Consider the following 26603-nt stretch of genomic DNA (forward strand, 5'->3'; position numbering starts at 1 on the left):
GATCTCGTTGACGCCGGTGGCGACCACCGCGCCGTCCCGCACCAGCACCGCGCCAAAGGGACAGCCGCCCTTGCCTATGCTGGCGCGGGCGAGTTCGATGGCTTCGTCGAGAACGCGGGTTTCGTCGATTGCCTTCCCTTCATCGATGTGCCGGACCTTCAGACGCGCCGGCTGCCAAGAGGGTTGCCTCGATCTCCTTATAGCCGCCCGCGCGGGCGTGCTGGAGCGGCGTCATCCCCTTGCCGTCGGTGAGGTTGACGTCGGCGCCGGCTTTAACCAGCAGGTCGACGATCTGTTGGTGCCGCTCGCCGCCAGCGCCGAGGATGATCGCCTCCAGAAGCGCGGTCCAGCCGAGCTTATTGATATGATCGACGGCGACGCCGGCCTCGATCAGCGTGCGCACCGTCTCGACGTGGCCTCGCTCTGAGGCAGGTATGAGGGCCGTGCCGCCATAGCGGTTGACGCTTTTCAGGTCGGCCCCGTGCATCAGCATCATCTTGAGGATTTCAAGATGCCCGTGGGCACCGGCATAGAGGTAGGGACTGTCCTGGATCGTGTCCTTGGCGTTGACGTCTGCGCCGGCCTCGATCGTCGATCCGGTTGGCGTGCGTGTCGACCAGCAGCGCGGTGGCGCCGGCATCGTCGCGCGCGTCAATTTCCGCACCTTTGGCCAGAAGCCTGGCGATCGTGGCGGCATCGTTTTTTCCGGCCGCTGCATGCAATGAAGTTTCGCTCATGGTTTCTCCTGTCGCAATGAGAGTGGCCGCCAGCAGCAGTAGGGAAGCGACACCTGCGAGGACAGATCGGCGAAGCATTTTCCTGATTCCTGTCATGACGGACCAAGTTATCCTGCCGAATAATCGCTGCGGTCGCCAGCTACGACGTCTGGATAAAGCCCGAAGAGGATTTCTGTGTTGCGCATGCAGGCACAGGCATGTGTCACGCACCAGAAGCGTGGTTTCGAAGCCAAGGTTGGCAGGAGTGTGCATTTGGAAAGATTGACATCCACGGACTTCCTACGTTGAGATCAACGTAGATGAGGAAGCGTCAATCGGCGCCGACGACGCTCTCCTTGAGGATCTGACACAGGAAGCGACCATGTCCACGATGCAACCATTCCTCATGTTCCAGGGCGGCCATGCCGAAACGGCTATGGACCTTTATGTCTCGCTGTTCGACGATGGCGAGGTTCTCGATGTCACGCGCTGGCAGAAGGGCGAGCAAGGCGCTGAGGGCAGCATCAAGCTGGCCCGCTTTAGGGTTGCCGGGCAGAGCGTGCTGGCCAGCGACAGCCCGGTAAAGCACGCGTTCGACTTCACCCCGTCCTGGTCCTTTTTCATCGAATGCACGTCGGGCGAGGAGCAGGAACGGCTCTGCGCCGAATTGTCGGAGGGCGGCAAGGTGCTGATGCCGTTGGACGATTACGGTTTCAGCCAGCGCTTCGCCTGGGTCGCCGACCGCTTCGGCGTGTCCTGGCAGCTCAATCTCGCCTGAGTGTCAAACGCTCGATCAGAAAGGAGACGACAATGAAAATCGTGACCAGCTTGAGCTTTCGGGGCCAGTGCCGCGAGGCTTTCGAGTTCTATGCCAAAGTCCTTGGCGGGAAGATCACCGCTGCCATGCCCTACGGCGACGCGCCTCCGGGCATGCCGATCTCCGATGAGAAGCACAAGACCTGGCTGATGCATTGCTGGCTGGATGTCGGCAACCAAGCGCTGATGGGCGCCGACATGGACGTGGAATGGGCTCCCAACATCGACAAGCCCAAGAACGGCTTCGACGTTACCCTGCACACCGAAGACAAGGCCGAGGCCCAGCGCTGGTTCGACCAACTGTCCGAAGGCGGCAAGGCGATCATGCCGTTCGGCGAGACTTTCTGGTCGCCCGGCTTCGGCTCCCTGATCGACAGGTTCGGCGTCCCGTGGATGGTCAACGTCATTCCGTCGGCTGACTGGAAGCCGCAGGGCTGATCCCGTACCCAAAACAGCGATGGAAGAACCCCGGACGTCGGCGCGGGGGGCGCGTCCTTGTGACATGAACTGGCGTCCGCCGCGGGAGCGACCCGGCGCCACTCTACTTATTGTCGGCTCCGGCCGAAAGAAGCGGAGCTGAAAAAGCGGCGGCTTACGGCAGTATTTGGCGCCCGACTCGGGATCGATCATGCATGTCACATTCCGCTGCGCCTTCGTCTTTCTCTTTCTTGACCAGCAAGGTCATGGCTGCCGTTGCGGCGATGACAATCGTGCAGCCCAGCCACTGCGGCGGCGTCAGCTCCTCGCCGAGGAAAACCATCGCACCGCCAACGCCGAAGACCGGAATCAAGGTCAGGATCGCAGCGGCCGTTCCCGCCGGCAGCACTTGAAGTCCTATCAGATAGAACCAGAAGGCAAGCGCGTATTGGACGACGCCCGAGGCAAGCGCGAGGAAAATCAGCCATGCCGGAATCGATTCCGGCAAATGCTCCAGCCCAAACAGCCAACTGCCTATCAGCAGCAGCAGAGCGAAGACGAAGCCGACGCTCTGCTGCATGGCGGCAAGCGGCAGCGGTGCGACGTCCGCAATCAGCACACGCGAGTTGATGACATAGAGGGCCGCAAAAACCGTGCCGAGCAGGACGAGCAGGTTGCCGGCGGCGCTTCCTCCACCCTCGCCTTCTGCAGCGCTTGCCGTGATCAGCACCACGCCGCCCATCGCCACGGCGATCATGACGAGAAGATGGATTTTTAGCCGCTCCTTGAGCATCAACCAGGCAAACAGCGTGACCAGCGCGGTTTCCGTCGCGCCGATGACCGAGGCGGCCGCGGCACTGGTGAGCGCAAGCCCTGGTACGCCGACGCCATAGGAAAGGCCCGGTTCCAGCACGCCGGAGAGCGCGAGCCTCGTCGCGCCTTTGTCGAGATGGACCGTCTGCCGCGTGACACCGACGGCAAGCCATAGAAATGCGATGCTCGCGCTAAGCTGCATGGTCAGCATCAGAAACGGCGGCACGACCGACAGAGCGCCCTTGGTCATGACGGTCGCCAGCCCCCAGCAGGCGGCGGACAGAACCATCGCCATGATCGCCTGCCAGAATTTCGGGCGCCACGCGGGGCGTCGTTTGGAAGCCTTGTCATTCATGACGCCTCCTCGGTCAGGCGCACAGCTTCGCGTTCCACGGGGCAGATGTCGGACGCACAGATGTCTTCGTCGCAAAGCCTGCAGATGTGGTCGGCGCGGGCGCGGCTCCGTGTCAGCCGGGTCAGCATTGTTGCCAGGACTTTACCCAGCACTTGCGTCGAACGAGTATCGATTGCGGCCAACGCGTCGGCCAGCACCTGCTCGCGTGCCGTGACGATCCTCGCACGCAAGGCGCGGCCTTTGGCCGTGAGCCGCAGCTCGACTTCCCGGCGGTCCTTGCCCGGCTTGCGCTTGACCAGCCCGTCCGAGACGAGATCCTCGACGAGGCGAACGGCGACCGAATGCGTCAGTCCGAGGGCGCGGGCCAGCAGTTTGATGGTTGTGCCGGGATAAGGGCCAAGCGTCATAACGGCCGCGCATCCGCTGGGACTGAGCCCCGAGGCTTTTCTGCCGGCGGCCAGGATTTCGTCGGTGAGAGATAGCGCGAAGGCGCCGAGCAGGTTGGGCGTTATGTCACGTGTCATTTCTCAATTATATTCGTTCGGAATACATATTCAAGGGAACCTGCCTGAGGGTCTGGGCATTCAGCTGTTGTAACAAGACCCGACGATCGATGCCGCAACTGTCAGGCACCGGTCCTGATGGGATGAGAAAAAGGAGGATTCGATGTCCACGCATCCTTATGCCATCATCGAGGCACCTTCCACGCTGGGTCTGGCGACCGACGGTGTCGAAGGCCTCCCCGACAGGCTTCTTGGATTCGGCCTGGCCGAGCGCATCGGCGCGCGGCGCGCCGGCCGGCTTCAGGTCCCGCAGAAGAATCCAACGCCCGATCCCGACACGCGGACGCTGAACGCCAAAGCCATCGCGGATTGGTCTCCCAAGCTGGCGAATGCTGTAGAAGCGGTGTTGGATGCGGGCGAATTTCCAGTGGTGCTGGGCGGCGACTGCACGATCGTGCTGGGCTCGATGCTCGCCCTCAAGCGGCGCGGCCGCTATGGCCTGCTCTTCATCGACGGCAATGCTGACTTCTTCCAGCCCGAGGCGGAGCCCAACGGCGAGGGCGCGTCCATGGACCTTGCCTTCCTCACCGGATACGGGCCGGCGCTGCTGACCAATATCGAATGCCGTTCTCCGCTGGTGCGACCCGAGGATGCCGTGGCGTTCGCCTTTCGCGATCACGAAGACCAAGCCAAATTCGGCAGCCAGCCCCTTCCCCCTGAGCTCCGCGCCTATGATCTCCACGCTATACGCAGCATGGGTGTGGAAAGCGCCGCCCGCGCCGCACTTGACCACCTGGTGCGAGCGGAACTGGACGGCTTTTTCATCCACCTCGACGCCGATTGTCTCGACGACGCCATCATGCCGGCAGTCGATTTCCGTGTGCCGGGCGGCCTGTCGTGGGACGAGCTCGAGGCTGCGCTCCGCATCGCCCTCGCGAGCGGAAAAGCGGTCGGCCTCGAGGTCACGATCTACAATCCGCGCCTTGACGAAGACGGCAGCGCCGGTCGCGGCTTGGCCGATGTGCTAGCCGCAGCCTTGGGAACGGCGGCACCATGGCGCGGCGAATCCTTTTGGCCAAAGCCGCAAGGCTATTCAGGGTGAGCGTCGCCCTCGTTTCGAGAATCCATGGCTTAGGAGCAGAGAAATGACTGTCAGCCACTACACGAACGAAGACGCCAAATTTTTCCAGTACCTCGACAAAGAGATTTTCGTAGGCGACGTCCTCGATCAATCCAACAGCGGCCACATGAGCGCGGGTTACTATCGCAACAAGAGGAAAGGGGAAAAGAATGAGTGGGTCGTCACGTATGACGAAGTCCTCATCGTCACCAAGGGTGCCCTTACGATCCGGACCGCCGACGATGCAAAGACCGCCAAGGCGGGTGAAATCATCTTTCTCACAAAAGGTACCGCGCTCGCCTACGAAGCGGCCGAAGACGATACCGAGGCCGTTTACGTAAGTTATCCACACTGGATGGACGCGCAGGAGCATTCTGAGCACGCGCACCTGCTCAAATCGTACCACCCAATGAGCGGCCCGGTGGAAAGGGCATAAGCTAGCCCTGTTGTTTTGGCGAACCGCCGTCGCAACGCAGCGTGATGCACCGCCGATCCGCTCGATCGTCGGCGTCTTATGCTTTCCCCGCAAGGCGGGATTCATCTGGTCCCGAAGCGGATGAAGCCATGAACGGATCTTCCCGCATCGCCGCAACGAGATAGTCGATGATGGTTCTTACGCGAAGCGGCATGTTGCGCCGAGAAGAGTAGACCAGGTTGATCGGCAGGCGGGCCGGCGGGAAGTCGGGCACGAGATTGATCAATCGCCCGGCGCCAATATCGGGTGCCGCCAGGATATGGGTGAGGATCGCGATGCCGGCCCCGGCAAGCACGGCGCGGTGAACAGCAACGGCATTGTCCACGACGAGTCGCGGAGCGATCCGCACCGCGACTTCATCAGCCCCGTTGGAAAACTTCCAGGAACGACCGCCGCCGCCGCGGTTATAGCAGATACAGTCATGGCGGTTCAGATCCTCAAGGGTTCTCGGCATGCTTGGTTTTTCCAGATAGCTCGGGGATGCGACGAGAAAGGCCGTCGTCCAGCCGATCCTGCGGCATATCAGGCTGGAGTCGGCAACAGGGCCAAGGCGCACTTCGAGGTCGATGCCTTCTCCAATCAGATCGGACGGCTCTTCGCGAAACAACAGTTCAACGGAAAGTTCCGGATGGCGGTCGAGAAAGGCTGCGAACCGGTCGCTTATATAAAGCCCCAACGGTGCAGGCAGGGAGAGGCGGACCTTGCCAGATGCAGTTCCCACCGGACCGGCAGACTCGCCGAGTGCTTCCACCGCTTCGATAACCCTGAGCGCCATCGGGATCATCCGTTCGCCTTCGGACGTGAGCGCCAATGCCGTGGTCGAGCGATGCAGAAGACGCGTGTCGAGTTGGGCCTCCAGCGCCGAAACCTGTCGGGAAACCGCAGGCTGCGTCAGCTTGAGATCGATGGCAGCAGCTGAAAACGAGCCCGCCTCGGCAACCCGCAGGAATGCCCGCAACGCGCAAACGATGTCCATAACCGTCCCCTTCGTTCTCGACATAAGCCTTATGTTCGCCACTTGGGTCGAAAGGTCTTTACGTCTCATAAATTACAGATATTATTTGTCCTCAAGGATGTCAAATATCCTTAATTAGAGGAAAACCATGACCCAGCGCCTGAACTATGCCCAGAAATCGCCGGAGCTCCTGAAGAAGCTTTCGGACCTCAGCATGGCCCTGAAGGACAGCGCCATCGAACAGAAGATCGAAGATCTCGTGCAAATCCGCGCATCGCAGATCAACGGCTGCGCCTTCTGCCTAGACATGCATGTCAAGGAAGCCAAGATCCATGGCGAGACCGAACTCAGGCTCTACCACGTCGCCATCTGGCGTGAATCGAACCTTTTCATCCCGCGTGAACGCGCGGCCCTCGCCTGGACCGAAGCGGTGACGAAACTGCCGGAAGGCGGCATTCCGGATGAGCTCTACGAGCGCGTGCGTGGCCAGTTCTCCGAAAAGGAAATCTCAGACCTGACCTTTTCGATCATGGTCATCAACGCCTGGAACCGCGCCAGTATCGCCTTCAAGACCGTGCCTGGCTCGGCCGACAAGCTCTATGGCCTCGACAAGGCCGGTCTTAACTAGGCCGGTCTCAGCCAAGCCGGTCTCAGCTAGGCCCTTCCCCCTGACGACCCATCGAACGGCGCACGCCGCAACGGCGGACGCGAATAAAGGCATTTTGTGAAACAGGAGACAGACATGAACCTGAACAACACCCCAATCCCCGGCAGATCAGGCTCCGAAGAGTTGGTTCCCTCGCGCTATGCAGTGAGGGTCGGCGAGATCGAGGTCCTGGTGATCAGCGACGGAGTGCTGCCGCTCCCAACCAGGATGTTGGGACACAACGCCGACCCGGCCGTGCGGATGGCCTGGCTGAACGACATGTTCTTGCCCCAGGACGCTTTCGACTGGTCGCTGAACGTGGTCGTGGTCCGTAGCGGCGAACAGACTATACTCGTTGACGCCGGGCTAGGGTTGGACCCGGACCTGAATCTGCCGCGGGCCGGCCAATTGATCAAGCGACTGGAGGGCGCCGGCATCGATCTCGCGTCTGTGACCGACGTGGTGCTGACCCACATGCACATGGACCACATTGGCGGGCTGCTCATCGACGGTGTGAAAGACCAGCTGCGTCCGGACCTGCGGATCCACGTGGCGGCGGCTGAGGTCAAATTCTGGGAGTCGCCGGATTTCACCCACGTCGACATGCCGCAGGGGTTCCCGGACGCGCTTCGGTCGACTGCCAAGCGGTTCGCGAACGAGTACCGAGATCACCTGTGGCTGTTTGACGACGAGCACGAGGTCGCGCCGGGTGTGGTCGTCTCTCGCACCGGCGGCCATACTCCCGGGCACAGTGTGGTCCGCCTTGCATCCGGGGGCGACCGGCTGACCTTCGCCGGGGACGCCGTGTTCACCGTCGGATTCGAACACCCCGACTGGTACAACGGCTTCGAACACGACCCTGAGGAAGCGGCCCGCGTTCGGGTCCGTCTCCTGACGGAGCTCGCGGCGACCGGCGAACAGCTTGTTGCCACTCACCTGCCGTTCCCGTCCGTCGGCCGGGTGGCGGTCGACGGCGACCACTTCCGTTGGGTCCCGGTCTTCTGGGACTACTGATGGCTTGTCGGATCAAGGCTGCGCCGGGCGTGCAGCCTTCATAACCACGCCGGCTTGGCCGGCAAAATCCACGGGTTCATAAGACAGGCCTGACCCACAACCACCCTCTGAAAAAGAATGAACAATGCGACGCGTTGGGCGCTCGCAAATGGAGAAATTCATGAAAATTGTCATCATCGGCGGCACCGGCCTCATCGGTTCAAAGACAGCCGACCGCCTGCGTAAGCAAGGCCATGAAGTCATTGCCGCCGCTCCGAGCACTGGCGTCAATACGATTACCGGCGAGGGTCTCGCCGAAGCACTCGCCGGCGCCTCTGTCGTCATCGACCTCGCAAACTCACCGTCCTTCGAAGATAAGGCCGTCCTCGAATTCTTTGAGACATCGGGTCGCAACCTGATAGCTGCCGAAAAGGCGGCCGGCGTGAAACACCATATCGCCCTTTCCATCATCGGCGTCGATCGCCTGCCCGAGAGCGGCTATATGCGCGCCAAGGTCGCCCAGGAAAAGATCATCCGGGGGGCCGGTATTCCCTATACAATCGTTCATTCGACGCAATTCATGGAATTCCTCGGCGGTATCGCCCAGTCCGGCACGACCGGAAACACCGTGCGTCTATCGCCGGCCTATGTGCAGCCGATCGCCTCTGACGATGTCGCCGCCAATATGGCCGCCGTTGCGACTGCAGCGCCGATCAACGGCGTCGTCGAGATCTCCGGTCCGGAACGTATCCGGCTCAATGAACTCGTTGCCCGTTACCTGAAAGCGGTGGGCGATGGACGCAAAGTCGAGGCAGATGCGGAGGCGCGATATTTCGGCGCCAGGCTGGAGGACGGCTCACTCGTTTCCGACAACAATCCGCGCCTTGGCCACATCACGTTCGAGCAGTGGTTCGCAACCTCTGCCCGCAAATGATCGATATCGGTGCGCCGCCACATGCTCCGCACTGTCCAACCCTCAAGAAAAGGAATTTCGACATGATCAAGCCAATTCTCGCCCTTGCCATGACTGCTCTCTTGTCCGCGACGGCCGCTGCCCGTGACGCCGGCGAAAAGGATGCCAAGGTCACGCTTGTCTACGAGCACGAGCTGCCGAACGTTCCCGGCAAAAGCATGAAAGGTGTTTTGGTCGAATACGGTCCGGGCGGTTTCTCAGACGGCCACACACACCCATCGTCCGCCTTCATCTACGCGACAGTCCTCGAAGGAGCGATACGCAGTCAGGTCAATGACGGTCCTGTGAAGGTCTACGAGGCCGGCGAGAGCTTTTCGGAGTTGCCGGGCGATCGCCACGGCGTCAGCGAGAATGCAAGTAAGACCGAGCCCGCGAAGCTGCTCGCGGTCTTCGTGGTCGATACCGCCCAGCAGGAACTGACGTTTCCGATCAAGAAATAGATGAACAGGCCGGGCGCCCGATCCGGTGCACGGCCGTTCTTCGACGCGATCAACCGTTATCGGTGATTCCTGGCTATGTTTGGCGATGACAACTTCTTGCCGCTCCTTCTGATCAACATCCTGGGGATTGCCGGTATCGTCGTATGGCACGTCCAAGGCAGGAACCGTCTGACAGACCGCCTGATCGTCCAGATCCTGTTCTTCACCGGCATGAGCCTCGTACTCTACATGGGGGGCATCGCTCCGCATCGGCCCGATGACGTCTACACGGAGGGTTTTGCCGCGCTGCTCTCCAAATCGGCCAGAATTCTCTGGTGGACCCATCTCGCGTGGACGATCATCGGCTTCCTCCATATCTATGTCAGACTCAATCGTAAGCCGCGGGAAGCCCACCTCATCTTGGATATGGCTGTAGCCGTCATTTATCTCGGCGTGGCGCTGTCGGTCATGGGTTTCGTCTTCCGCATGCCGATCGCCACCCTGGTGACGACCTCGGGCGTCGTTGCCGTCATCCTGGGCCTGGCTTTACAGAATACGCTCGGCGACGTCTTTTCCGGCATCGCACTGACGCTCGGCAAGGCCTATGCCATTGGCGACTGGGTGCAATTGAACGACGGCACCGCGGGTCGTGTCACCGAGACCAACTGGCGCTCCACCAACTTGCTGACCGTCGCGAACAACATCGTCGTGCTGCCAAACAGTATGCTGGCGAGGCAAGGCCTGACCAGCCTCAGCCGCCCCGACGAGACGCATCAGATCGTGTTGACCGCGCGCTTTGCGGCTGGGCAAAGGCCATGCTTCGTCGAGGAAGCCATGCGGTCCGTGCTGCAAGCCAGCAGCCGGATCGTCAAGGATCCGCCACCGGCCGTCGCCCTGAAGACCATCGACGCGATTGCAATCGAAGTGGAGTTGCAGTTCCGCGTCCCCAGTCTCGCCATGGTGATCTCAGCCAGGAACGAGATCATCGACCTCATCCATGATCAATGCGGGGCAAGCGGTCTTTCGCTGGCTATGCCTGCCGCTAGCCTCGTTTATGTGCCGGTGACAACCAGCGGCGAGTTCGCTCCGAGTCCTGAAGCGCGCTCATCCCGCGCGCTTTAGGACCCACTCGAAAGTATCGTTCCAGATGGCTGGAGGCGTTTCCCGCGACAGTATCTCTCCAAGATCCGCCAGCGTGACGCTGCGCAGTTTCTGGCGCCAGGCTTCGTCGGCTTCCCACATGATGCGAGCCACGGCGCAGGGGCTGCTGTCACAATAACCCTTCGGGCGGCAAGGGTTGTTGGCGCGGATATCGGCGCAGACAAAGGTCCGCGCTTTGCCTTCCACAGCCTCCACGATATCGAGAAAGGTCAATTCAGCCGGCGGTCTTGCGAGGCGATAGCCACCGGATGGGCCGAGGGTCGAATGAACGAGCCCTGCCTGAGACAGGCTCTGCAGTGCCTTGGACAGGTATTCCTTCGGAAGCCCGTGCAATTCCGCCAGCGCCTTGGTCGACAGATAGCGCCCATCGGGCAGGCCAGCGAGAATGGCGCAGCAATGCAGCACCCACTCGATTTGGCTCTTTAAAATCATTGATCCGTTCCGAGATGGAGAAAATCAGCACATATTATGGATATCAAATATCCCTATATCGGTCGCATGTAAACTTGGCGGGTGGAGCTCTCCAGCTCAGGACTTCCCATCGACCAAGGCCATATAGGATCCGCAGACCACCGGTCATAGCGGTGTAACGCAGTCTACTCACTGCCGCTTGCACAAGGCGTTCGGCAGTCCGGAGAGCGATCGGGAGAAGCGTCTGAAGGGCTCGATGAGGCAAAATGAGCGTGACGCAATCCGATATACCGCTGGATGGCAAAGCCGAATTCGCAATCAGGGCAGCGTGATACGATCCAAAGCGTGGTCGCAGGCAGCCTGCACACTCACGCAGCAATCTCGGCGTCAACAAGCTGGGCATCGCGCGCGATCATTCCGGCTGACCCGAGCAACGGAGCTGTTCGCCCCAGCGGCATAAGCCCTCTGCCTCAGCACAGAGCGTCGATCCGTTTTCCGTCAACGAATAGACGACCTTCGCCGGAGAGCCCGGATGGAATTTTCGGTTCACAAGCCCGTCTGCCTCAAGATCTCGCAGCTGCTGCGTCAGCATCTTTTCGCTGATCGTCGGAATTGACTGCCGCAGCCGGCCGAACCTGCGTGGTGTCGCGCCGAGTTCGCAGATGATGTCTAGCTTCCACTTGCCGGAGACCATCTTTATCGCGGTTGCAAAACCATTCTCGGTGGGTTTGTTCACTTGCCCTCCTTACCGGCAGGTAACCACTTACGCTTCCGTGCGTATTGGTGTCGCGCTTCCCAAATCATAACTCTCCCTCGAACGACAAGCGAGCCGAGCGTTGCGCCAATCAAATGGGGTGTCGGAATGATGCCTGCAATCAGTGCCTGGACAGTATGGGATCGGCGCGCTCGTCGGCGAGGCTCGATTCACGGCCGCTACAAGCGGGTTTCATGACCAACCGTATTCTTAGGAGAAAAAGCATGACGAATGCACAAACGGATACAATGCAGGCCGCCGCCATCGACCGGTTCGGCGGAGCCGATCTGATTACTGTGCGAGCCGTGTCAGTGCCCAAGGTCGGGCCGAGCGAAGTCCTGATCCGGGTCGAAGTGGCGGGCGTGGCCTCGTGGGACGCGGTCGAGCGTGAGGGTCGCTACGACGGGGCTTTCGGAATGCCGTTGACATTCCCCTATGTGCTCGGCTGGGACTGCGCGGGCGCAGTTGTCGCCGTTGGCGGCCAAGTCAACCGCTTCAAGGAAGGCGACCGGGTGTACGCCGCATCCATGCCACTTCCCAAGGGTGGAACCTACGCCGCCTACGCAGTAACGGATGCGGACAACGTGGCGCTCATCCCCGCCAAGCTCACGATCGAGCAAGCCGGCGTCATGGGCTGGGATGCGTTGACCGCGCTCAGCGGCCTGGAAGAGATCGGCATAAAGCAAGGCGATACAATAATGATCTTCGGCGCCAGCGGCGGTATCGGGCACATGGCCATCCAACTCGCAAAAACGATTGGGCGCCCGCGTCTTGGCGGTGGCTTCGGGCGATGACGGCGTGGCGCTGTCGCAGCGGCTGGGCGCCGACGCCATCGTCAACGGGCGCAAGGACGACGTGGTGGCGGCCGCTCGTGAATTCGCCGCCGGCGGCCTCGACGCTGCCCTTGTTACCGTCGGCGGTGGGGCGGCCGACCACGCGCTGACCTCAGTGCGCGACGGCGGTCGGATCGCCTGCCCCCACGGCGTGATGCCCGAGCCAAATGTCCGGCCCGGCGTGCAGCTCATTCGCTACAACGGCGCCCGCAGCCAGGACGCGACCGACAAGCTTAACCGCCTGATCGACTCTGGCCCGTTCGACGTCCATGTCGCCCGTACATTCCCGTTCGACCAGGTTGCTGATGCGCACCGAGCGCTTACCACGCACTACGTCGGCAAGCTCGCTTTGCGGATGAGTTGAGCAAATGGTGGATTCCATCAGACAATTACCAGGCGTTGCGACGGCGAAATAGGGTCATGGCAGACATGGAAATGTGCTGGCGCGTCCCATGAGTTCCGCCGATCGCCGCTGATTGATGGTGTTGACTGCTGGCCGGCATCAAACCTCATTCAGAAATGAAGCAAGCAAGATTGTGAAGCAGGCCTTAAAGACGCATTTCGATATTAGCGACTAATCAAGCAATCGAGACCACCCTACGTTCTTCAACGACGGCTAGTTGAGACGAAGGGAAGGCCATGAACTCACTGCACCGATACGTTGCGTTCTTGTTGGCGGCGGTGATCATGATCGCCCCTGCCAGCGCAACGGCCGATCAAAAGGCAACACGAGAGCCGCTGACGATCCAAGAGCAAGGGAGCTTCGCGGTCGGCGGGTCGGTTCTGAACACCCCCGGCACCTACAACAACAACGCGCCGGCTGCCGAAGGGCAGACCTTCCATGGCGACCATCTCTACGCCTTCTATCAGATTCCGGAGAATCCCAAGGCGCTGCCCATCGTCATGCTGCATGGCGCCTACCAGTCGGGAAGGAGTTGGGAGACCACGTCTGACGGTCGCGAGGGCTTTCAGAACATTTTCCTGCGCCTCGGCTTTCCGGTTTATCTGGTCGATCAGCCGCGTCGTGGTCGCGCCGGCAACAGCACTATGGCCATGACGGTCGAGCCCACGCCATACGACCAGCTCTTCTTCGATCAGTTCCGGCTCGGCAAGTGGCCGAAATTCTTTGATAACGTCCAGTTCGATCGCAAGCCCGAGACGCTCGACCAGTTTTTTCGGTCCGTCACCCCGAACACCGGGCCGTATGATGCTGGCGTGATCTCGGATGCCATGTCCGCGCTGTTTACGAAGACCGGCCCGGCAATCCTGTTCACTCATTCGCAAGGCGGCGGGCCTGGCTGGCTGACGGCGATCAAGAACGACAAGGTTCGCGGCATCGTCGCTTTCGAGCCGGGTAGCGGCTTCATCTTCCCCGAAGGCGAACTTCCCGAGGCGATGCCGAGCGCGGCCGGCACGCTGAAGCCCGAGGCCGTGCCGCTGGCGGATTTCGAGAAGCTTACCCGCATTCCGATCATCATTTATTACGGCGACAACTTCCCGACCGAGCCGACCACGGAGCGCGGGCAGGATAATTGGCGTGTGCGTCTTGCGATGGCGAAGCTCTGGGTTGACGCCGTCAACAAGCACGGCGGTGACGCCCGGCTCGTGCATCTTCCGGAGATCGGAATCCGGGGCAACACGCACTTCCTGATGTCCGACCTGAACAACCTCCAGATCGCCGATCAGGTCTCGCAGTTCCTCGCCGAGAAGAAACTGGACTGATCCGCCTGCGCAGATGCTTGGCGCTGCGCGCAACAAGGTGTCCCCGCGGATCAAAGATTGGAGTTCGAAATGACCAACGACGTTATCGACAAGAGAAGGCGCGAGTTCCTCGGAGCCTCCGCGTTTGTTCTCTCGGGTGCAATACTAGGAGTTCCGGCAATGACGACCACAACCGCTACCGCAGCCGATTACAAGCAGAACCCGTTTGGCTTGGTCTATCGCGGCGCGATCACAATGAACGAGCCGGGCAAGGTCAATATTCACCCGGTCAAATACGCGCTTCATGGCCTGGACGTCGTCGCCAACGTTTACACCCCAGCGAACTACGATGAGAGCCAGAAGTATCCCGCCATCGTCGTGGCGCACCCGAACGGCGGCATCAAGGAGCAGGTTGCGGGCTTGTATGCCCAGCGCCTCGCTGAACGGGGCTACATCACGATTACGATGGACGCCGCGTATCAGGGCGGAAGCGGCGGCGAACCGCGCAGCGTCGACAAACCCCAATTCCGCATCGAGGACATTCACGGCGCAGCGGATTTCATCACCCGCTACGCAGGCGTAGATGCCGAACGACTTGGCCTGCTCGGCATCTGCGGCGGCGGCGGATACTCGTTGTCTGCGGCGAAAGCCGACAAGCGATTCAAGTCGGTTGCGACGCTCAGCATGTTCAATTCCGGGCGGGTACGTCGCAATGGCTTCGCGGATTCACAACTTGACACCATTCAGGAGCGCCTGCGGCAGGTTACGGCAGCCCGCGCCCAGGAAATGGCCGGCGGAGAAATCCTCTACGCGGGCGACGCCAATCTGACGGACGAGCAGATCGCCGCGCTGCCGTTTGAAATGTACCGGCAGGGATACGAATACTACTGGAAGACGCACGCGCACCCCAACTCGACTTTCAAGTACACGATGAGCAGCTTGTTGGACCTGATGCGCTGGGATGCTGCCGACGAACTGGAACTGATCGACCAGCCGCTGCTGATGATCGCGGGCAGCAAGGCCGACAGCCTGTACATGACCGAGGACGCCTTCCCCAAAGCCACCGGAACGAAGGACAAGGAACTGTTCAAGATCGAGGGCGCGACCCATGTCGAGACCTATTGGGTTCCCGACTATGTCGAAGCCGCGTTGGGTAAGCTGACGCCGTTCTTCGCCCGAACCCTTGCTTCCGACCGCTCATAACCGCCGATAGCAGCATGGCGCTCGGATTTATGTCCTGGGCGCTATGTCCGTCCTCCCACCAAAACCCCGAGGAGTCACACATTGAAGAAGTTCACCCGAAATCTGCTTGTCGCAACCAGCCTGCTTCTATCTGGAGGAATTTCCACCTTGGCTAACGCCCAAAGCCAGACCCCCGCGACTTCCGATGCGGCTCCAGCCCAGCAGCAGTCGCGTGCGCAGCAGCTGATGGGCGACATTGCCCCGAAATTGGCAGAACTGACTGACGGCGTGCTCTTCGGTGACGTCTGGGAGCGCCCGCAGCTCTCCAAACGCGACCGCAGCCTTGTTACAATCTCAGCGCTTATCGCACTCAACCGCCCTGACCAGCTTCGCTCCCATATGAACCGGGCACTCCAGAATGGAGTGACGGAAGAGGAGATCGTTGAGGCGATCACCCATCTCTCATTCTATTCGGGCTGGCCAAACGGGGTGTCAGCTGTGGGTGTCGCAAGGGAAGTGTTCGAAGAAAATAGGAAGAAGTGAGTGCCGGAAAACGCCCGCCCTTCGACCGTTGAGGCCATGATGAAATCTATTGTTGTCGCAGCAGCCGTATTCGCAATGACCGTTCCAGCCCATGCAAACTCAGAGGTCGTCGTTACGCGTGTCGGCTCAACGCCATCCGCCGTCGGCCCTGCCGAGAATTTCACAGGATCCGTTCGTGTCGATTCCCGCTTCAAGGGAACTGATCCTGCTCGGGTCGGCGGTGCTATTGTCACCTTCGAGCCGGGGGCACGAACAGCCTGGCATACCCACCCTCTCGGTCAGACACTGATTGTCACCGCGGGCGTCGGCCGCGTCCAGCATTGGGACGGTCCCGTACAGGAGATCAGGCCGGGCGACACCGTCTGGATTCCGCCAGGCGTGAAACATTGGCATGGCGCGAGCCCGACCGTAGCGATGAGCCATATCGCCATATCGGAATCGCTAAACGGCAACGGCGTCACCTGGATGGAAAAGGTTTCAGACGAGCAATACCGGCGCTGACCTCCAACCCTCTCAATCCATCGCAGCCCGCTCGCATCGCGGCCTATGTCGCGCATGAGCTGGCCGGTACCGCAATGTTCCTGCTGCTCATCGTGCATAATTTGTTCAATCGCCGCTGGTACGGCACGATTCCAAAAGCCCGCCGCGAGGCGCGCGGCCTGTTCAACATCGTGGTGACGTTTTTACTGATGCTGGCGATGTTGGCCCTGCTCGTCACCAGCGTGTCCATTTCCAATGCCCTGTCCGGCGTCATGTCGGCGTATGGCGGCTTCACGGTGCGGCAGATTCACACCCTAGCGGCCTATTGGGTTCTCTTGATCGTGTCCGTTCATCTCGGCCTGCGCTGGCCGATGCTCATGGGCGTGGCACGCAAGCTGACAGGCATTTCACAGCCCAACGCCATCCGGACGCTCTTGCTTCGGGTAATGGCTGTCGCGGTCGCGATTCATGGCGTGTGGAGTCGTTCGAACTGGCTGTCGGTACAAAGCTTTCCATGCAGATGACGCTCGACTGGTGGAACTTTGAGGAATCCGTCGTAGGCTTCTTCGTCCACTACATCGCGATAGCCGGTCTCTATATGTTTCTCCCCTACTACGCGATGAAATGGCTGCAGGCGAGAAGGCACAGGTCAGTTGCCGCGATACCGGAGAACGTCCACTAACAAGGCAAGCGCCGGCGATTGCTGCCGCCGGCTCGGATAGTAGAGGTGATAGCCAGGAAAGGAGGGGCACCAATCCTCCAGAACCCGAACCAGCCGGCCATCCGCGACATAGGACATCGCATGGTCTTCGGGCAGGTAGGCAATCCCCAAGCCATCGAGTGCTGAACTGAGGCGCATGCTGAGACTATTGAAGACGAGTTGTCCTTCGCCGCGTACCTTAACTTCGCGCCCATCCTTTTCAAGGCCCCAGGCGAACAATCCGCCATAGGTTGGCAGCCGTGAATTGATGCACTTGTGCGCTGCAAGCTCTTGTGGCGTCTGGGGCGGCGGATACCGTTCAAAATAGGCTGGCGATGCGACCACTGCCATTCGCAATTCTGGTCCAATACGCACGGCGATCATGTCTTTCGCAAGCTGCTCGCCCATACGAACTCCCGCGTCGTATCCCTCGGCAACGATGTCGGTCAGACCGTAATCGACGATGATCTCAACCTGAATATCCGGATAATCCGGCAGGAACTGCTTGAGCGCGGGTTGTAGAACCGAGATGGCAGCATGCTCACCGGCCGTAATACGGACCGTCCCGGCCGGTTTGTCTCGAAGTTCGCTCAATGCAGCAAGTTCAGCTTCGATCTCCTCGAAACGCGGCGCAATCGTGCGCAGCAGGCGTTCGCCGGCGTCGGTCGAGGCAACGCTGCGCGTGGTGCGGGTCAGGAGGCGCAATCCCAGCAAGCTCGTTGAAGTTTTCCATTTGGATTTGTTAGCTCATCTAAAAGGCTCATGCAGATTATAGCATCTTATCGCAAGCTGCGGCAGGCGCTAAATTTAGTGCCGTGGCCCTTGGAAGCTGACCAGCCCGCGTGCGTGAAGTGCCTCCGAGCAGTCGATTGGAGTTCGCAATGCAAACCCGAAAACTTGGAACCCTGAACGTTTCCGCCCTTGGCCTTGGCTGCATGAGCATGAGTTCGGCTTATGGTCCGGCTGCCGACAAGCTGGAGATGATCAAACTCATTCGTGCTGCTCATGATCGCGGCGTCACCCTGTTCGACACGGCCGAAGCCTATGGCCCCTTTGTGAACGAGGAATTGGTCGGCGAGGCGCTTGCGCCGATCCGCAACGACGTTGTCATCGCCACGAAATTTGGCTTCGATATCGACCTTGATACCGGCTCGCGCAGCGGCGGCACCAACAGCCGGCCCGAACATATCTGGGCGGTGGCCGACGCCTGCCTCAAGAGGCTGAATACCGATCGCATCGACATTTTCTATCAGCATCGCGTCGATCCCGACGTGCCGATCGAGGATGTTGCGGGTGCGGTCAAGGAATTGATCGCGGAGGGCAAGGTCAAGCATTTCGGCCTCTCCGAAGCAGGCATTCAGACGATCCGTCGCGCTCATGCGGTGCAGCCGGTGACAGCGGTGCAAAGTGAATATTCCCTGTTCTGGCGCGGACCCGAAGCCGAGCTTCTGCCGACACTGGAGGAACTTGGCATCGGCTTGGTGCCGTTCAGTCCGCTCGGCGCGGGTTTCCTCACCGGCAAGATCGATGAGAACACCCGATTCGACCCCACGGACTTCCGCAACAGCGTGCCGCGCTTCTCTCCCGAGGCCCGCAAAGCCAATATGGCGCTGGTCGCCATCGTAAAGGCTGTCGCTGAGCGCAAAGGTGCGACGCCTGCACAGGTCGCCCTCGCATGGCTGTTGGCGCAGAAGCCGTGGATCGTGCCGATCCCCGGCACCACCAAGCTCCATCGTTTGGAAGAAAACCTCGGCGCGGTCGACGTGACACTGACCGCTGAAGATCTGGAAGAGATCGCGACAGCGCTTTCGAAGATCGAGATTCAAGGCGAGCGCCTGCCCGAAGCGGTGCTCGAGATGACCGGCCTTTGATCGGCTTTCGGAGAAAGGCCATGACTGAAAATCCAACGCGAAGGGAGCTCCTCATGACCTCGCTGCTCCTATCTCTTACGGCAGCGGGAGCAGCGCCGGCCACAGCGGCGCAGCTCCCGGCAGGCAAGACACTCGTTGCGTATTTTTCGCGAAGCGGAAACACGCGCGTCGTGGCCGGTCAGGTAAGTCGCGCCTTGCGAGCCGACCTGTTCGAGATCGAGCCGGAGCGGCCTTATCCTGACGACTATTTCGAGACGGTCGAGCAGGCGAAACAGGAAACAGCCCGCGGCTACGAACCGCCGTTGAAGACGAACCTCGCCGACATCGCCCAATACAGAACGGTATTTCTTGCCTTTCCGATCTGGGGAATGACAGCGCCGCCCGTGGTCCGATCATTCCTCGCCGCCCACGATCTTTCGGGCAAAACCATCATCTCCCTCATCACACATGGCGGCTACGGGCTGGGCGATAGCTTGAGTGTTGTCGCCAGCAAGGCGCGACGGGCCAATCTTGTCGAAGGATTTTCCATGCAGGCTCCCCAGGAGCGGCAGACCATAGAACGAGTTACAGAGTGGCTGGACGAGTTAAAGGTCGCGCGGTGATTTCAGAGCGTTCGAAGCGCGGTGCCTCCTTCCTCGGGATCGAACATCGAGAGATCCGCAACGCCTGCCGTTATCGGCACCTCGCTCTGCAACACGTCCTATCCGGAGCCTACCCAAAACCACGACGATCGTTCACTCGATTGCACCACGGCGGTCCTGCAAAGACCGCGCATCCGAATTTGCCGATCGAGCCTCAACTCGTTTAAACGGCGACATAATCCGCTCGCTTTCATCCGGCGAGCGGAAATTTTATCCACATCCGGCGCTACCCTGGCGCGGCTGCTTCCGTCGCGGTTCGGACTGCCCTCACCGCTCCGACCTTCGCCTTCTCCGTCCGCTCCTGGTGCTTTTTGCCCCATTCCGCCAGCGGAGCGAGCGCCAGGTCGAGCTCGGCGCCTTCCGGCGTGGCCGAATATTCCACGCGCGGCGGCACCTGGTGAAACACCTCGCGGTGGATGATGCCGTCCGCCTCCATCTCGCGCAGGTGCTGGATCAGCATCTTCTCGCTAATGTCCGGCTGCAGCCTTTTCAGTTCGCCGAAGCGGCAGGGCTGCGCCTGGTGGATCTGCCAGAGCAAAAGTGCCTTCCACTTGCCGCCGATCACCGCGAGCGCGGGACCCAACCCGCAACTGTCCGGCAGTTCTCTTTGTTTTTTTGCCAAGGAAGTCTCCAATTCTGAGGATTTGGTAAGTACCTTACTTTTTTGTCTGTACTTGTGCAATCGAAAGCACCCGCCTAGCTTCGGTTAAGGATGCGGAGCATGCGGGCAGAAGGCCAGCGGCAAGGCTTCCACTGGGATAGTTTCGCGCGGCAAAAAGTGGCCGCTCCCGATAGTTTCAAACCGACAGACCGCGGCGCCCTTCGCGCCGGCATAAGGACGAATCATGAGCAGATTTCAGGGCAAGAAGGCCGTCGTCATCGGCGGCACGCATGGAATGGGACTGGCGGTGGCGCAGGCGTTGATCGACGGCGACGCCGAGGTCCTGATCACGGGGCGCAGTGAAAAGAACCTCGCGGACGCCCGTCAGGCGCTTGGCGACAGCGTCCATGCGGTCCGGTCCGATGTCGCCAGCATGGGCGACATCGCAATGCTCAACGCGGAAGTGGAGCAGAAGCTTGGCGAGATCGATTTCCTGCACGTGAACGCCGGCGTGTCGGAGCTGGAACCGTTCGACCAGGTCACTGAAGCGTCCTACGACCGCCAGTTCGACATCAACACCAGGGGCGCCTTTTTCACCACCCAGCGCCTCATTCCCCTGATCAAGGAGGGCGGCGCAATCGTCTTTACCTCGTCGATCGCCGAGGATTCCGGCATCGCCGGCATGGCGGTGTATTCCGCCAGCAAGGCGGCGCTGCGCGCCTTCGGCAAGGTGCTGGCATCGGAACTCCTGCCGCGAAAAATCCGCGTCAACGTGGTGAGCCCCGGCTTCATCGACACGCCGACCATGGGTGTGGCCGGCGCCTCGGCGGAAGAGCGCGCCGCCTTCATGAAGATCGGCGATGAGGTGACGCCGATGAAGCGCCACGGCACGCCGGAGGAAGTGGCGCGCGCCGTTTTGTTCCTCGCCTTCGACGCCACCTTCACCACCGGCGAGCGGATCAAGGTCGACGGCGGCCTCGGCCAGGACTTGTCGCCGGCCATGGGGTGAATAGGAACGCCGCAGCAGAGCTCGCTGCGTAACTTCACAATCGAACCCAAAAAGAAAGGAAAACAGATGTCCGACGTATCCGTCATCGGCCTTGGCGACATGGGCTCGGCCTTAGCCGAGGCGCTCCTGAAAAGCGGCCTCAGCGTGACCGTATGGAACCGCTCGCCGGCCAAGGCCGAGGCCCTCGTGGCCAAAGGCGCTGTCGCCGCCGCAGGCGTCAAGGATGCCGTCGAGGCGAGCAGACTCGTGGTCGCCTGCCTGCTGGTCTACGATACCGTGTATGAGGCGCTCGAGCCGGCGAAGGATGCACTTGCCGGCCGCACGCTGGTCAACCTCACCAACGGCACGCCAGCGCAGGCGCGCGAGATGGCGCAATGGGCAGCCACCCAGGGCGCCGACTACCTCGACGGCGGCATTATGGCGGTTCCGCCGATGATCGGCCAAGCCGAGGCGCTGATCCTCTACAGCGGTGCGCACGCGGCGTTCGAGGCCCATGGGAAAGCGCTCGGCGCGCTGGGGGCGGCGAAATATCTCGGCGACGACGCCGGGCTGGCACCGTTGCACGACATTGCCCTGCTCACCGCCATGTATGGCCTGTTCTCAGGCGTTACGCATGCCTTCGCGCTGACCGGATCGGAAAAGGTGCCGGCGGAAAAATTCCTGCCGATGCTGACCAACTGGCTCGGGGCGGTCATGACATGGCTGCCCGACATGGCACAGCGGATCGACAGCGGCGACTACCGCAGCGATGTCGTCTCGAATCTCGAGATGCAGGCGGCGGCCTTCGACAACTTTATCGCGGCCAGCGAGGGCCAGGGTGTCAGCACCGAGCTGATCGCGCCGATGTTCCAGCTCTTAAAAAAAGCCGTCGCATCGGGCTATGGCGATGCCGACCAGGCCAGCCTGGTCGAGATGATCAGGACTAGGCCGCAGCCCGAGAGGCAGCGGGCGGCGGGCTGAGCTGAACTCAAGCGACCACTGCCAAGCCCGGCGAAGCGCGCAAACGGGCGATGTCGCGCGCCGGCGGATCTCCAAAGTGGCGGCGATATTCACGGCTGAACTGCGACGGGCTTTCGTAACCGACGCGGAAGGCGGCAGTCGCGACGTCGATGTCCTGGACCAGCATCAGGCTGCGCGCGTCCTGCAGCCTGAGTTGCTTCTGAAACTGCAGCGGCGTCATCGCCGTCACGGCGCGGAAATGCTCGTGCAGGCTCGACGGACTCATTCCTACTTCCGCGGCAAGCCGCTCGATACTGAACCGTTCCCGGAAGTTCTTCCCGATCCAGGCGATGGCGCGGCCGACCTGGGCCACCCGACCCTGGCTGGAGCTGATGTGGCGCATCCTGGCGCCATCCGGGCCGGCGAGCAGGCGATAGAGAATTTCCTGCTCGGCAAGCGGCCCGAGCATGGGCAGCGCTGCCGGATCGTCGAGCAGGCGCAGCAGGCGTAGAGCCGCGTCAAGCAGACCCGCGCCGGCGTCGGAGACGGTCTTGCCTATGGGCGGGGGTGGTGCTCCCGGTGGCGGCGGCACGCGCAACGCCAACTCCCCCAGCATGACCGGATCGAAATCGAGGTACAGGCAGAGATAGGGCTTGTCGGGCGTCGCCTCGACCACATGGCCTATAACTGGCAGGTCGTAGGTCACGACCCCATAGCGCCCCGGTGCATATCTGAACATGCGGTCGCCCAGCGTAACCTCTTTGCGCCCCTGCGCGACAAGGCACAGTTGCGGCCTGTAAACATTCGGCATCGGCATCGTCACCGTGGAGGATCGAACAAGCGTCACACGCTCGATGGGGGTGGCGTGAAAGCCATCCTTCGAGACGTGCCGGGCAATCACGGCCGCGATTTCGGTCAATGTTTCCATGAATCTGACCATCGCACGCGCGCGCAAGGGCGGCAATGCGAACCCGCGGCTTCTGGAGGATTGGGCAGTAATTCCGGCGCATCAGGCTAACGGTTCGAGGTCGCCGCGCATCACAGTGTCAGCGGCGCCTCGGTTGCAGCAACCTGGCCGCGGAACAAGTATGGAGCAAACATGACAAGCGATAAACTGAAGACACCCACGGTCGCACTGGGCACCTGGGCTTGGGGCGACAGCGGCGAGACTGGCAACGGATATTTCGGCAGCAGCCTCACTCAGGCTGGTCTGGAAGAGGTCGTGGACAAGGCGCATGCGGCCGGATTTACCCTCTGGGACACCGCCGTTGTGTACGGCATGGGCCGTTCTGAGACCGTACTCGGAGAACTATTGAAGCGCTACGCCCGCAGCGACTACCAGCTCTCCACGAAGTTCACTCCACAGGCCGCGGAGACCAGGGACGATCCGGTTGCGGACATGCTGGAGCAGAGCCTGGCACGCCTCGGTACCGACTACATCGACCTCTACTGGATTCACAATCCAGCAGATGTAGCGCGGTGGACGCCGTACCTGATCCCGTTGCTGAAGAGCGGGAAGGTCAGACATGTCGGCGTCTCGAATCACAACCTGAGCGAAATCGAGCTCGCCAACCAGATCCTCGGAGAAGCCGGGCTTCGGGTCGAAGCCATCCAGAATCACTATAGCCTCCTCTACCGCAGCTCTGAGGATGCTGGCATCTTGGACTACTGCCGCAAGCATGACATCCCGTTCTTCGCCTATATGGTGCTTGAACAGGGCGCCCTGACCGGCAAGTACAGTCCGGAGAACCCGCTGCCGGAAGGCAGCAGCCGGGCGGAGACTTACAATGGCATGCTGCCTCCGCTGAAGGCGCTGACGGACAAACTCGCCTCGATCGGCCAGAAGCAGGGTGCAGCAGCGCCCGATGTCGCGACGGCGTGGGCCATCGCCAAGGGCACGACGCCGATCATCGGCGTCACCAAGCCCAACTACATCGATGGTCTGGTCCGGGCCACCGATATGACGCTCTCCAGCGACGACATTGCAGAGCTGGAAGCTCTCGCTGACGCCGCTAATGTGAACACCCGCGGCTGGTGGGAAAAAGAGATGTAAGTCTAAATACGTCCGGCGGTCATCAGTCGCGGGTAATGGCTGGAGGTAGTGGCCGTTGATCATGCAGGCCGCCCTGCATTCAGGCATGGGCGGGCGGCTTGTGGAGCGGGGATGACTGAGCTCGATAAGCAGTCAGCGTGTTGGCGCTGATCGCTCAGGACTTTCGTCACCCCCGCCCAGATCAGCCCGCGGCGCTTGGCACCGGCGTGTTGAGAAGCTGCTGCTCCCAAAGATACGCGATGCCGCTGCCGCCGAAGTGCTGGATGAGAACCTCGGTCAGCTCCTCGACATGCTCGGTGCGCGCCCAATCGCGTTGCCATTCGCCAGCGAGCGCCATCACGGTCATCACGTTCGCGCCGGCCGCGATCATTCGCTGGATGGCAACTTCGTGAGACTCCGTCGAAATCCCGCCCGACGCGTCGGTGATCACGGTCACGTCCCAGCCTTCGCCGGCGGCCTGGATCACAGGCATTGCGACGCAGACCTCGGTCCACAGGCCGGCGATGATCAGCTGCTTGCGGCCGGTCGCCTTGACGACGTTCACCACATTCTCGTCCTGCCAGGTGTTCACCCAGGTGCGATCGATGACTTCCTGGTCCGGAAATACGTCGGTGATCTGCTTAAAGAGAAGTCCACCGCGCGCCGCGATCACGCTGGTGAGAATGGTCGGAACATTGAAGGCTTTTGCTAGCTTCGCCAGCGCGGTCGTGTTGTTGACCACCATATGCGGATCGTGGCTGTTCAGGCTTGCGAGCTGATAAGGTTGGTGATCGATCAGAACGAGGACCGAGTCTTCAGGACGAAGAAGCGAATCGAGGCCGTTACGAGGGGTCATCAAGACTTCCTTTCTCTGCCGCTATGGACGGCGATGGGTTCACGGGAGACATACGCCAGCGGCGACGTTGCCTGGACGCAATTTACCGTTCCCTTTGGCGATGCGGTAGTGCCATAGTCAGGCAATCTGTGTCGCGAAACGAGGAACGCCGAATTGGATATCGAAGATCTACAGACATTCGTCGCAGTGGCCGATGCGGGGGGCGTGTCGGCCGCCGCGCGCCGGCTCGGCGTCTCCAAGTCAATCGTCAGTCGGCGGCTCTTTCGGGTTGAAGCGGAGCTTGGCGTCCAGCTTCTTGCAAGAACGACCCGCGGCGCCGCGCTCACAGAAGCGGGAATCACGTTCAGGGACCATGCGGCCCGAGCCAGCGCCGAAATCGACACGGCCAGGGAAGCGATCTTCCCAACTGGTGATCTGCGCGGCCGCCTGAGGGTCGCGATGCCGCTTTCCTTCGGCCCGACGCACTTCGCCCCCGTGCTTGCGGAAATGGCGCACCAGCACCCGAAGCTCCATATCCATGCCTCATACAGCGATCGCTTCGTTGATCTCATCGCAGACGGTTTCGACTGCGCGATCCGGGTCGGGTACCTTCAGGACTCGAACCTGATTGCGAAGCGCATCGGACCGATCTATGGAAAGCTCGTCGCAAGTCCGGATTATATCAAAGCAAGCGGTTCACCTCAGACGCCAGATGAACTCGTCACCCATCAGGCCCTCATGCAGGGGACGGAAGCCTGGCAGTTCATGGATGGCGACAAGATCGTCACGGTTCAGCCGCAGGGCAGGTTCAAGGCCGATAACGCTACTGCGCTTGCCGCCGCCGCAGTGGCAGGGCTCGGCATTGCTTGGCTCCCCGATTGCATCACGTATGACTATGTGACCTCCGGAGCACTCGTTCCAATTATGACACGCTATCCCCCACCTTCGGCAGGCGCGTATGTCGTCCGACCGCCGGGTAAGCACCCCACACGGAAAGTCCGGGTCCTCACCGAGATGCTGATCGAGTACTTCGCACGAAATCCGAACGTTTGGGGTCTCGACCGTTAAAACACGAACGGGGGCGAAGCCTTATGAAGAATTGCGTTCGACGGTTGCTCTACTGCGAGCCGCTGAGCCCGACGACATTGCCCGCACGTTCCACTTACCGCGACACAGCTTGACGTATCACAGGACTAGTTGGGCAGACGGTCGCTCGCCAGTTTAGGCATTCCTCGGGCCGAAAGCGCTCTTCCCGCTCGCGCGGTCCGGATTAATCGCGATCGGGCATTCGTATCGGCAAGGGCGAGGCTCCCGTAAGCCCAAGAGAGGATGACGCTCATGAGTTGGAACCCGGCAATCGACCCCGGCTGCCCTGATGCGGTGGGCATCGACGCGATCGAAACGCTCATCGTCCCGCGCGCTCGAGACCTGGGCGGCTTCAAGGTTCGGCGCGCGTTGCCGGCGCCGAAGCGGCAGATGGTCGGACCGTTCATTTTCTTCGATCAGGCCGGCCCGGCCGAACTGCTGACCGGGCAGGGCGTCGACGTCTGGCCGCATCCGTATATCGATCTTGGCACTGTCACGTACCTCTTTCGCGGCTCCTCGAAGGACCGCATCGAAGAAGCGAAGGCCGACTAACGCGCCGAGGACTGGGGCAAGGGACGTTTCGATCTCCCGATCGATGACCGAGATGAGCACATTCCCCTACC

32 protein-coding genes and 2 pseudogenes are annotated in these 26603 nt (G+C 61.1%); 24 read left to right on the top strand and 10 right to left on the bottom strand.

Annotated features, from left to right (window positions below):
- Positions 1 to 139: 139 nt before the first annotated feature.
- Positions 140 to 737 (bottom strand): annotated as a pseudogene (locus NKH73_RS01270) (ankyrin repeat domain-containing protein).
- 361 nt (positions 738 to 1098) lie between these two features.
- Here NKH73_RS01270 and NKH73_RS01280 point away from each other — a divergent pair.
- Positions 1099 to 1494: a VOC family protein gene (locus NKH73_RS01280; protein ID WP_352926929.1), complete on the top strand. Its 396-nt coding sequence runs from the start codon at positions 1099 to 1101 to the stop codon at positions 1492 to 1494.
- Between the two features lie 32 nt (positions 1495 to 1526).
- Positions 1527 to 1970, top strand: coding sequence for a VOC family protein (locus NKH73_RS01285; RefSeq protein WP_352926932.1), 444 nt, complete (start codon positions 1527 to 1529; stop codon positions 1968 to 1970).
- 154 nt (positions 1971 to 2124) lie between these two features.
- On the opposite strand, the gene NKH73_RS01290 is transcribed toward NKH73_RS01285, so the two are convergent.
- Together NKH73_RS01290 and NKH73_RS01295 are read right to left on the bottom strand one after the other, a co-directional pair.
- Positions 2125 to 3117 (bottom strand): DMT family transporter, encoded by a 993-nt coding sequence (locus NKH73_RS01290; protein WP_352926934.1) that lies wholly within the window; start codon positions 3115 to 3117, stop codon positions 2125 to 2127.
- Positions 3114 to 3641, bottom strand: coding sequence for a MarR family winged helix-turn-helix transcriptional regulator (locus NKH73_RS01295; RefSeq protein WP_352926937.1), 528 nt, complete (start codon positions 3639 to 3641; stop codon positions 3114 to 3116). Before NKH73_RS01295 ends, NKH73_RS01290 begins: the two co-directional genes overlap by 4 nt.
- 142 nt (positions 3642 to 3783) lie before the next feature.
- Between NKH73_RS01295 and NKH73_RS01300 the strand changes: the two genes are divergently transcribed.
- Together NKH73_RS01300 and NKH73_RS01305 are read left to right on the top strand one after the other, a co-directional pair.
- Entirely contained in the window at positions 3784 to 4722 is a 939-nt protein-coding gene (locus NKH73_RS01300) for an arginase family protein (protein WP_352926940.1), read from the top strand.
- A gap of 43 nt (positions 4723 to 4765) precedes the next feature.
- The gene (locus NKH73_RS01305; protein ID WP_352926943.1) at positions 4766 to 5176 is read left to right on the top strand and encodes a EutQ-related cupin domain-containing protein; all 411 of its coding nucleotides are present in this window, start codon (positions 4766 to 4768) and stop codon (positions 5174 to 5176) included.
- A 76-nt stretch (positions 5177 to 5252) separates the two neighbouring features.
- Here NKH73_RS01305 and NKH73_RS01310 read toward each other — a convergent pair whose 3' ends face one another.
- Positions 5253 to 6191, bottom strand: coding sequence for a LysR family transcriptional regulator (locus NKH73_RS01310; RefSeq protein WP_352926946.1), 939 nt, complete (start codon positions 6189 to 6191; stop codon positions 5253 to 5255).
- 127 nt (positions 6192 to 6318) lie between these two features.
- Between NKH73_RS01310 and NKH73_RS01315 the strand changes: the two genes are divergently transcribed.
- The 5 genes from NKH73_RS01315 to NKH73_RS01335 all read left to right on the top strand — a co-directional run bounded on the left by NKH73_RS01315 (position 6319) and on the right by NKH73_RS01335 (position 10323).
- Complete coding sequence (locus tag NKH73_RS01315; RefSeq protein WP_352926949.1) at positions 6319 to 6798, top strand: carboxymuconolactone decarboxylase family protein; 480 nt, start codon at positions 6319 to 6321, stop codon at positions 6796 to 6798.
- 96 nt (positions 6799 to 6894) lie between these two features.
- Positions 6895 to 7830, top strand: a complete 936-nt coding sequence (locus NKH73_RS01320; protein ID WP_352926952.1) for an MBL fold metallo-hydrolase — start codon at positions 6895 to 6897, stop codon at positions 7828 to 7830.
- Positions 7831 to 7990: 160 nt separating this feature from the next.
- A complete protein-coding gene (locus NKH73_RS01325; RefSeq protein WP_352926955.1) occupies positions 7991 to 8743 on the top strand; it encodes an SDR family oxidoreductase in 753 nt (250 codons plus the stop codon).
- 62 nt (positions 8744 to 8805) lie between these two features.
- Positions 8806 to 9222 carry a cupin domain-containing protein gene (locus NKH73_RS01330; RefSeq protein ID WP_352926957.1) on the top strand — a complete coding sequence of 139 codons (417 nt, stop codon included), beginning with the start codon at positions 8806 to 8808 and terminating at the stop codon, positions 9220 to 9222.
- A gap of 75 nt (positions 9223 to 9297) precedes the next feature.
- Positions 9298 to 10323, top strand: coding sequence for a mechanosensitive ion channel family protein (locus NKH73_RS01335; protein WP_352926960.1), 1026 nt, complete (start codon positions 9298 to 9300; stop codon positions 10321 to 10323).
- Here NKH73_RS01335 and NKH73_RS01340 read toward each other — a convergent pair.
- Together NKH73_RS01340 and NKH73_RS01345 are read right to left on the bottom strand one after the other, a co-directional pair.
- The gene (locus NKH73_RS01340; protein WP_352926963.1) at positions 10306 to 10794 is read right to left on the bottom strand and encodes an RrF2 family transcriptional regulator; all 489 of its coding nucleotides are present in this window, start codon (positions 10792 to 10794) and stop codon (positions 10306 to 10308) included. The two genes, NKH73_RS01335 and NKH73_RS01340, sit on opposite strands and share 18 nt — an antisense overlap.
- Positions 10795 to 11185: 391 nt before the next feature.
- Positions 11186 to 11509: a winged helix-turn-helix transcriptional regulator gene (locus NKH73_RS01345; RefSeq protein ID WP_352926966.1), complete on the bottom strand. Its 324-nt coding sequence runs from the start codon at positions 11507 to 11509 to the stop codon at positions 11186 to 11188.
- A gap of 212 nt (positions 11510 to 11721) precedes the next feature.
- On the opposite strand from NKH73_RS01345, the gene NKH73_RS01350 reads away from it, so the two are divergent.
- The 8 genes from NKH73_RS01350 to NKH73_RS01385 all read left to right on the top strand — a co-directional run bounded on the left by NKH73_RS01350 (position 11722) and on the right by NKH73_RS01385 (position 16948).
- A complete protein-coding gene (locus NKH73_RS01350; protein WP_352926969.1) occupies positions 11722 to 12321 on the top strand; it encodes an alcohol dehydrogenase catalytic domain-containing protein in 600 nt (199 codons plus the stop codon).
- Positions 12305 to 12724, top strand: coding sequence for a zinc-binding dehydrogenase (locus NKH73_RS01355; RefSeq protein WP_352926972.1), 420 nt, complete (start codon positions 12305 to 12307; stop codon positions 12722 to 12724). Before NKH73_RS01350 ends, NKH73_RS01355 begins: the two co-directional genes overlap by 17 nt.
- A 323-nt stretch (positions 12725 to 13047) precedes the next feature.
- Positions 13048 to 14082 carry an alpha/beta hydrolase gene (locus tag NKH73_RS01360; protein WP_352927653.1) on the top strand — a complete coding sequence of 345 codons (1035 nt, stop codon included), beginning with the start codon at positions 13048 to 13050 and terminating at the stop codon, positions 14080 to 14082.
- A gap of 159 nt (positions 14083 to 14241) precedes the next feature.
- A complete protein-coding gene (locus tag NKH73_RS01365) occupies positions 14242 to 15264 on the top strand; it encodes an alpha/beta hydrolase (protein ID WP_352927656.1) in 1023 nt (340 codons plus the stop codon).
- Positions 15265 to 15345: 81 nt separating this feature from the next.
- Positions 15346 to 15786: a carboxymuconolactone decarboxylase family protein gene (locus NKH73_RS01370; RefSeq protein ID WP_352926975.1), complete on the top strand. Its 441-nt coding sequence runs from the start codon at positions 15346 to 15348 to the stop codon at positions 15784 to 15786.
- 75 nt (positions 15787 to 15861) lie between these two features.
- A complete protein-coding gene (locus tag NKH73_RS01375) occupies positions 15862 to 16287 on the top strand; it encodes a (R)-mandelonitrile lyase (RefSeq protein WP_352927659.1) in 426 nt (141 codons plus the stop codon).
- Between the two features lie 74 nt (positions 16288 to 16361).
- Positions 16362 to 16790, top strand: coding sequence for a DUF4405 domain-containing protein (locus tag NKH73_RS01380; protein WP_352926978.1), 429 nt, complete (start codon positions 16362 to 16364; stop codon positions 16788 to 16790).
- Positions 16781 to 16948 (top strand): hypothetical protein, encoded by a 168-nt coding sequence (locus NKH73_RS01385; RefSeq protein ID WP_352926980.1) that lies wholly within the window; start codon positions 16781 to 16783, stop codon positions 16946 to 16948. The genes NKH73_RS01380 and NKH73_RS01385 overlap by 10 nt, the downstream gene beginning before the upstream one ends.
- Here NKH73_RS01385 and NKH73_RS01390 read toward each other — a convergent pair.
- Entirely contained in the window at positions 16916 to 17680 is a 765-nt protein-coding gene (locus tag NKH73_RS01390; protein ID WP_352926983.1) for a LysR substrate-binding domain-containing protein, read from the bottom strand. The genes NKH73_RS01385 and NKH73_RS01390 overlap by 33 nt on opposite strands.
- Before the next feature lie 167 nt (positions 17681 to 17847).
- Between NKH73_RS01390 and NKH73_RS01395 the strand changes: the two genes are divergently transcribed.
- Both NKH73_RS01395 and NKH73_RS01400 read left to right on the top strand, forming a co-directional pair.
- The gene (locus NKH73_RS01395) at positions 17848 to 18837 is read left to right on the top strand and encodes an aldo/keto reductase (RefSeq protein WP_352926986.1); all 990 of its coding nucleotides are present in this window, start codon (positions 17848 to 17850) and stop codon (positions 18835 to 18837) included.
- 53 nt (positions 18838 to 18890) lie between these two features.
- Entirely contained in the window at positions 18891 to 19439 is a 549-nt protein-coding gene (locus NKH73_RS01400) for a flavodoxin (protein WP_352926988.1), read from the top strand.
- Positions 19440 to 19704: 265 nt separating this feature from the next.
- On the opposite strand, the gene NKH73_RS01405 is transcribed toward NKH73_RS01400, so the two are convergent.
- Positions 19705 to 20100, bottom strand: coding sequence for a winged helix-turn-helix transcriptional regulator (locus NKH73_RS01405; RefSeq protein ID WP_352926991.1), 396 nt, complete (start codon positions 20098 to 20100; stop codon positions 19705 to 19707).
- Between the two features lie 223 nt (positions 20101 to 20323).
- On the opposite strand from NKH73_RS01405, the gene NKH73_RS01410 reads away from it, so the two are divergent.
- Both NKH73_RS01410 and NKH73_RS01415 read left to right on the top strand, forming a co-directional pair.
- Positions 20324 to 21088 (top strand): SDR family oxidoreductase, encoded by a 765-nt coding sequence (locus tag NKH73_RS01410; RefSeq protein ID WP_352926993.1) that lies wholly within the window; start codon positions 20324 to 20326, stop codon positions 21086 to 21088.
- Between the two features lie 66 nt (positions 21089 to 21154).
- Positions 21155 to 22048 carry an NAD(P)-dependent oxidoreductase gene (locus tag NKH73_RS01415; RefSeq protein WP_352926996.1) on the top strand — a complete coding sequence of 298 codons (894 nt, stop codon included), beginning with the start codon at positions 21155 to 21157 and terminating at the stop codon, positions 22046 to 22048.
- A 7-nt stretch (positions 22049 to 22055) separates the two neighbouring features.
- On the opposite strand, the gene NKH73_RS01420 is transcribed toward NKH73_RS01415, so the two are convergent.
- On the bottom strand, positions 22056 to 22955 hold the full coding sequence (locus NKH73_RS01420) for an AraC family transcriptional regulator (RefSeq protein ID WP_352926998.1): 900 nt from the start codon (positions 22953 to 22955) through the stop codon (positions 22056 to 22058).
- A gap of 171 nt (positions 22956 to 23126) precedes the next feature.
- Here NKH73_RS01420 and NKH73_RS01425 point away from each other — a divergent pair, with 171 nt between their 5' ends.
- Entirely contained in the window at positions 23127 to 24080 is a 954-nt protein-coding gene (locus tag NKH73_RS01425; RefSeq protein WP_352927000.1) for an aldo/keto reductase, read from the top strand.
- 181 nt (positions 24081 to 24261) lie between these two features.
- Here NKH73_RS01425 and NKH73_RS01430 read toward each other — a convergent pair whose 3' ends face one another.
- Positions 24262 to 24915: a hydrolase gene (locus NKH73_RS01430; RefSeq protein ID WP_352927003.1), complete on the bottom strand. Its 654-nt coding sequence runs from the start codon at positions 24913 to 24915 to the stop codon at positions 24262 to 24264.
- 153 nt (positions 24916 to 25068) lie between these two features.
- On the opposite strand from NKH73_RS01430, the gene NKH73_RS01435 reads away from it, so the two are divergent.
- Complete coding sequence (locus NKH73_RS01435; RefSeq protein ID WP_352927006.1) at positions 25069 to 25962, top strand: LysR family transcriptional regulator; 894 nt, start codon at positions 25069 to 25071, stop codon at positions 25960 to 25962.
- 270 nt (positions 25963 to 26232) lie between these two features.
- Positions 26233 to 26508: pseudogene (locus tag NKH73_RS01440) on the top strand (pirin family protein); the annotation flags it as partial.
- Positions 26509 to 26603 lie beyond the last annotated feature (95 nt).

It is taken from the genome of Mesorhizobium sp. M0938 (assembly GCF_040319125.1).
Taxonomy (GTDB): domain Bacteria; phylum Pseudomonadota; class Alphaproteobacteria; order Rhizobiales; family Rhizobiaceae; genus Mesorhizobium; species Mesorhizobium robiniae.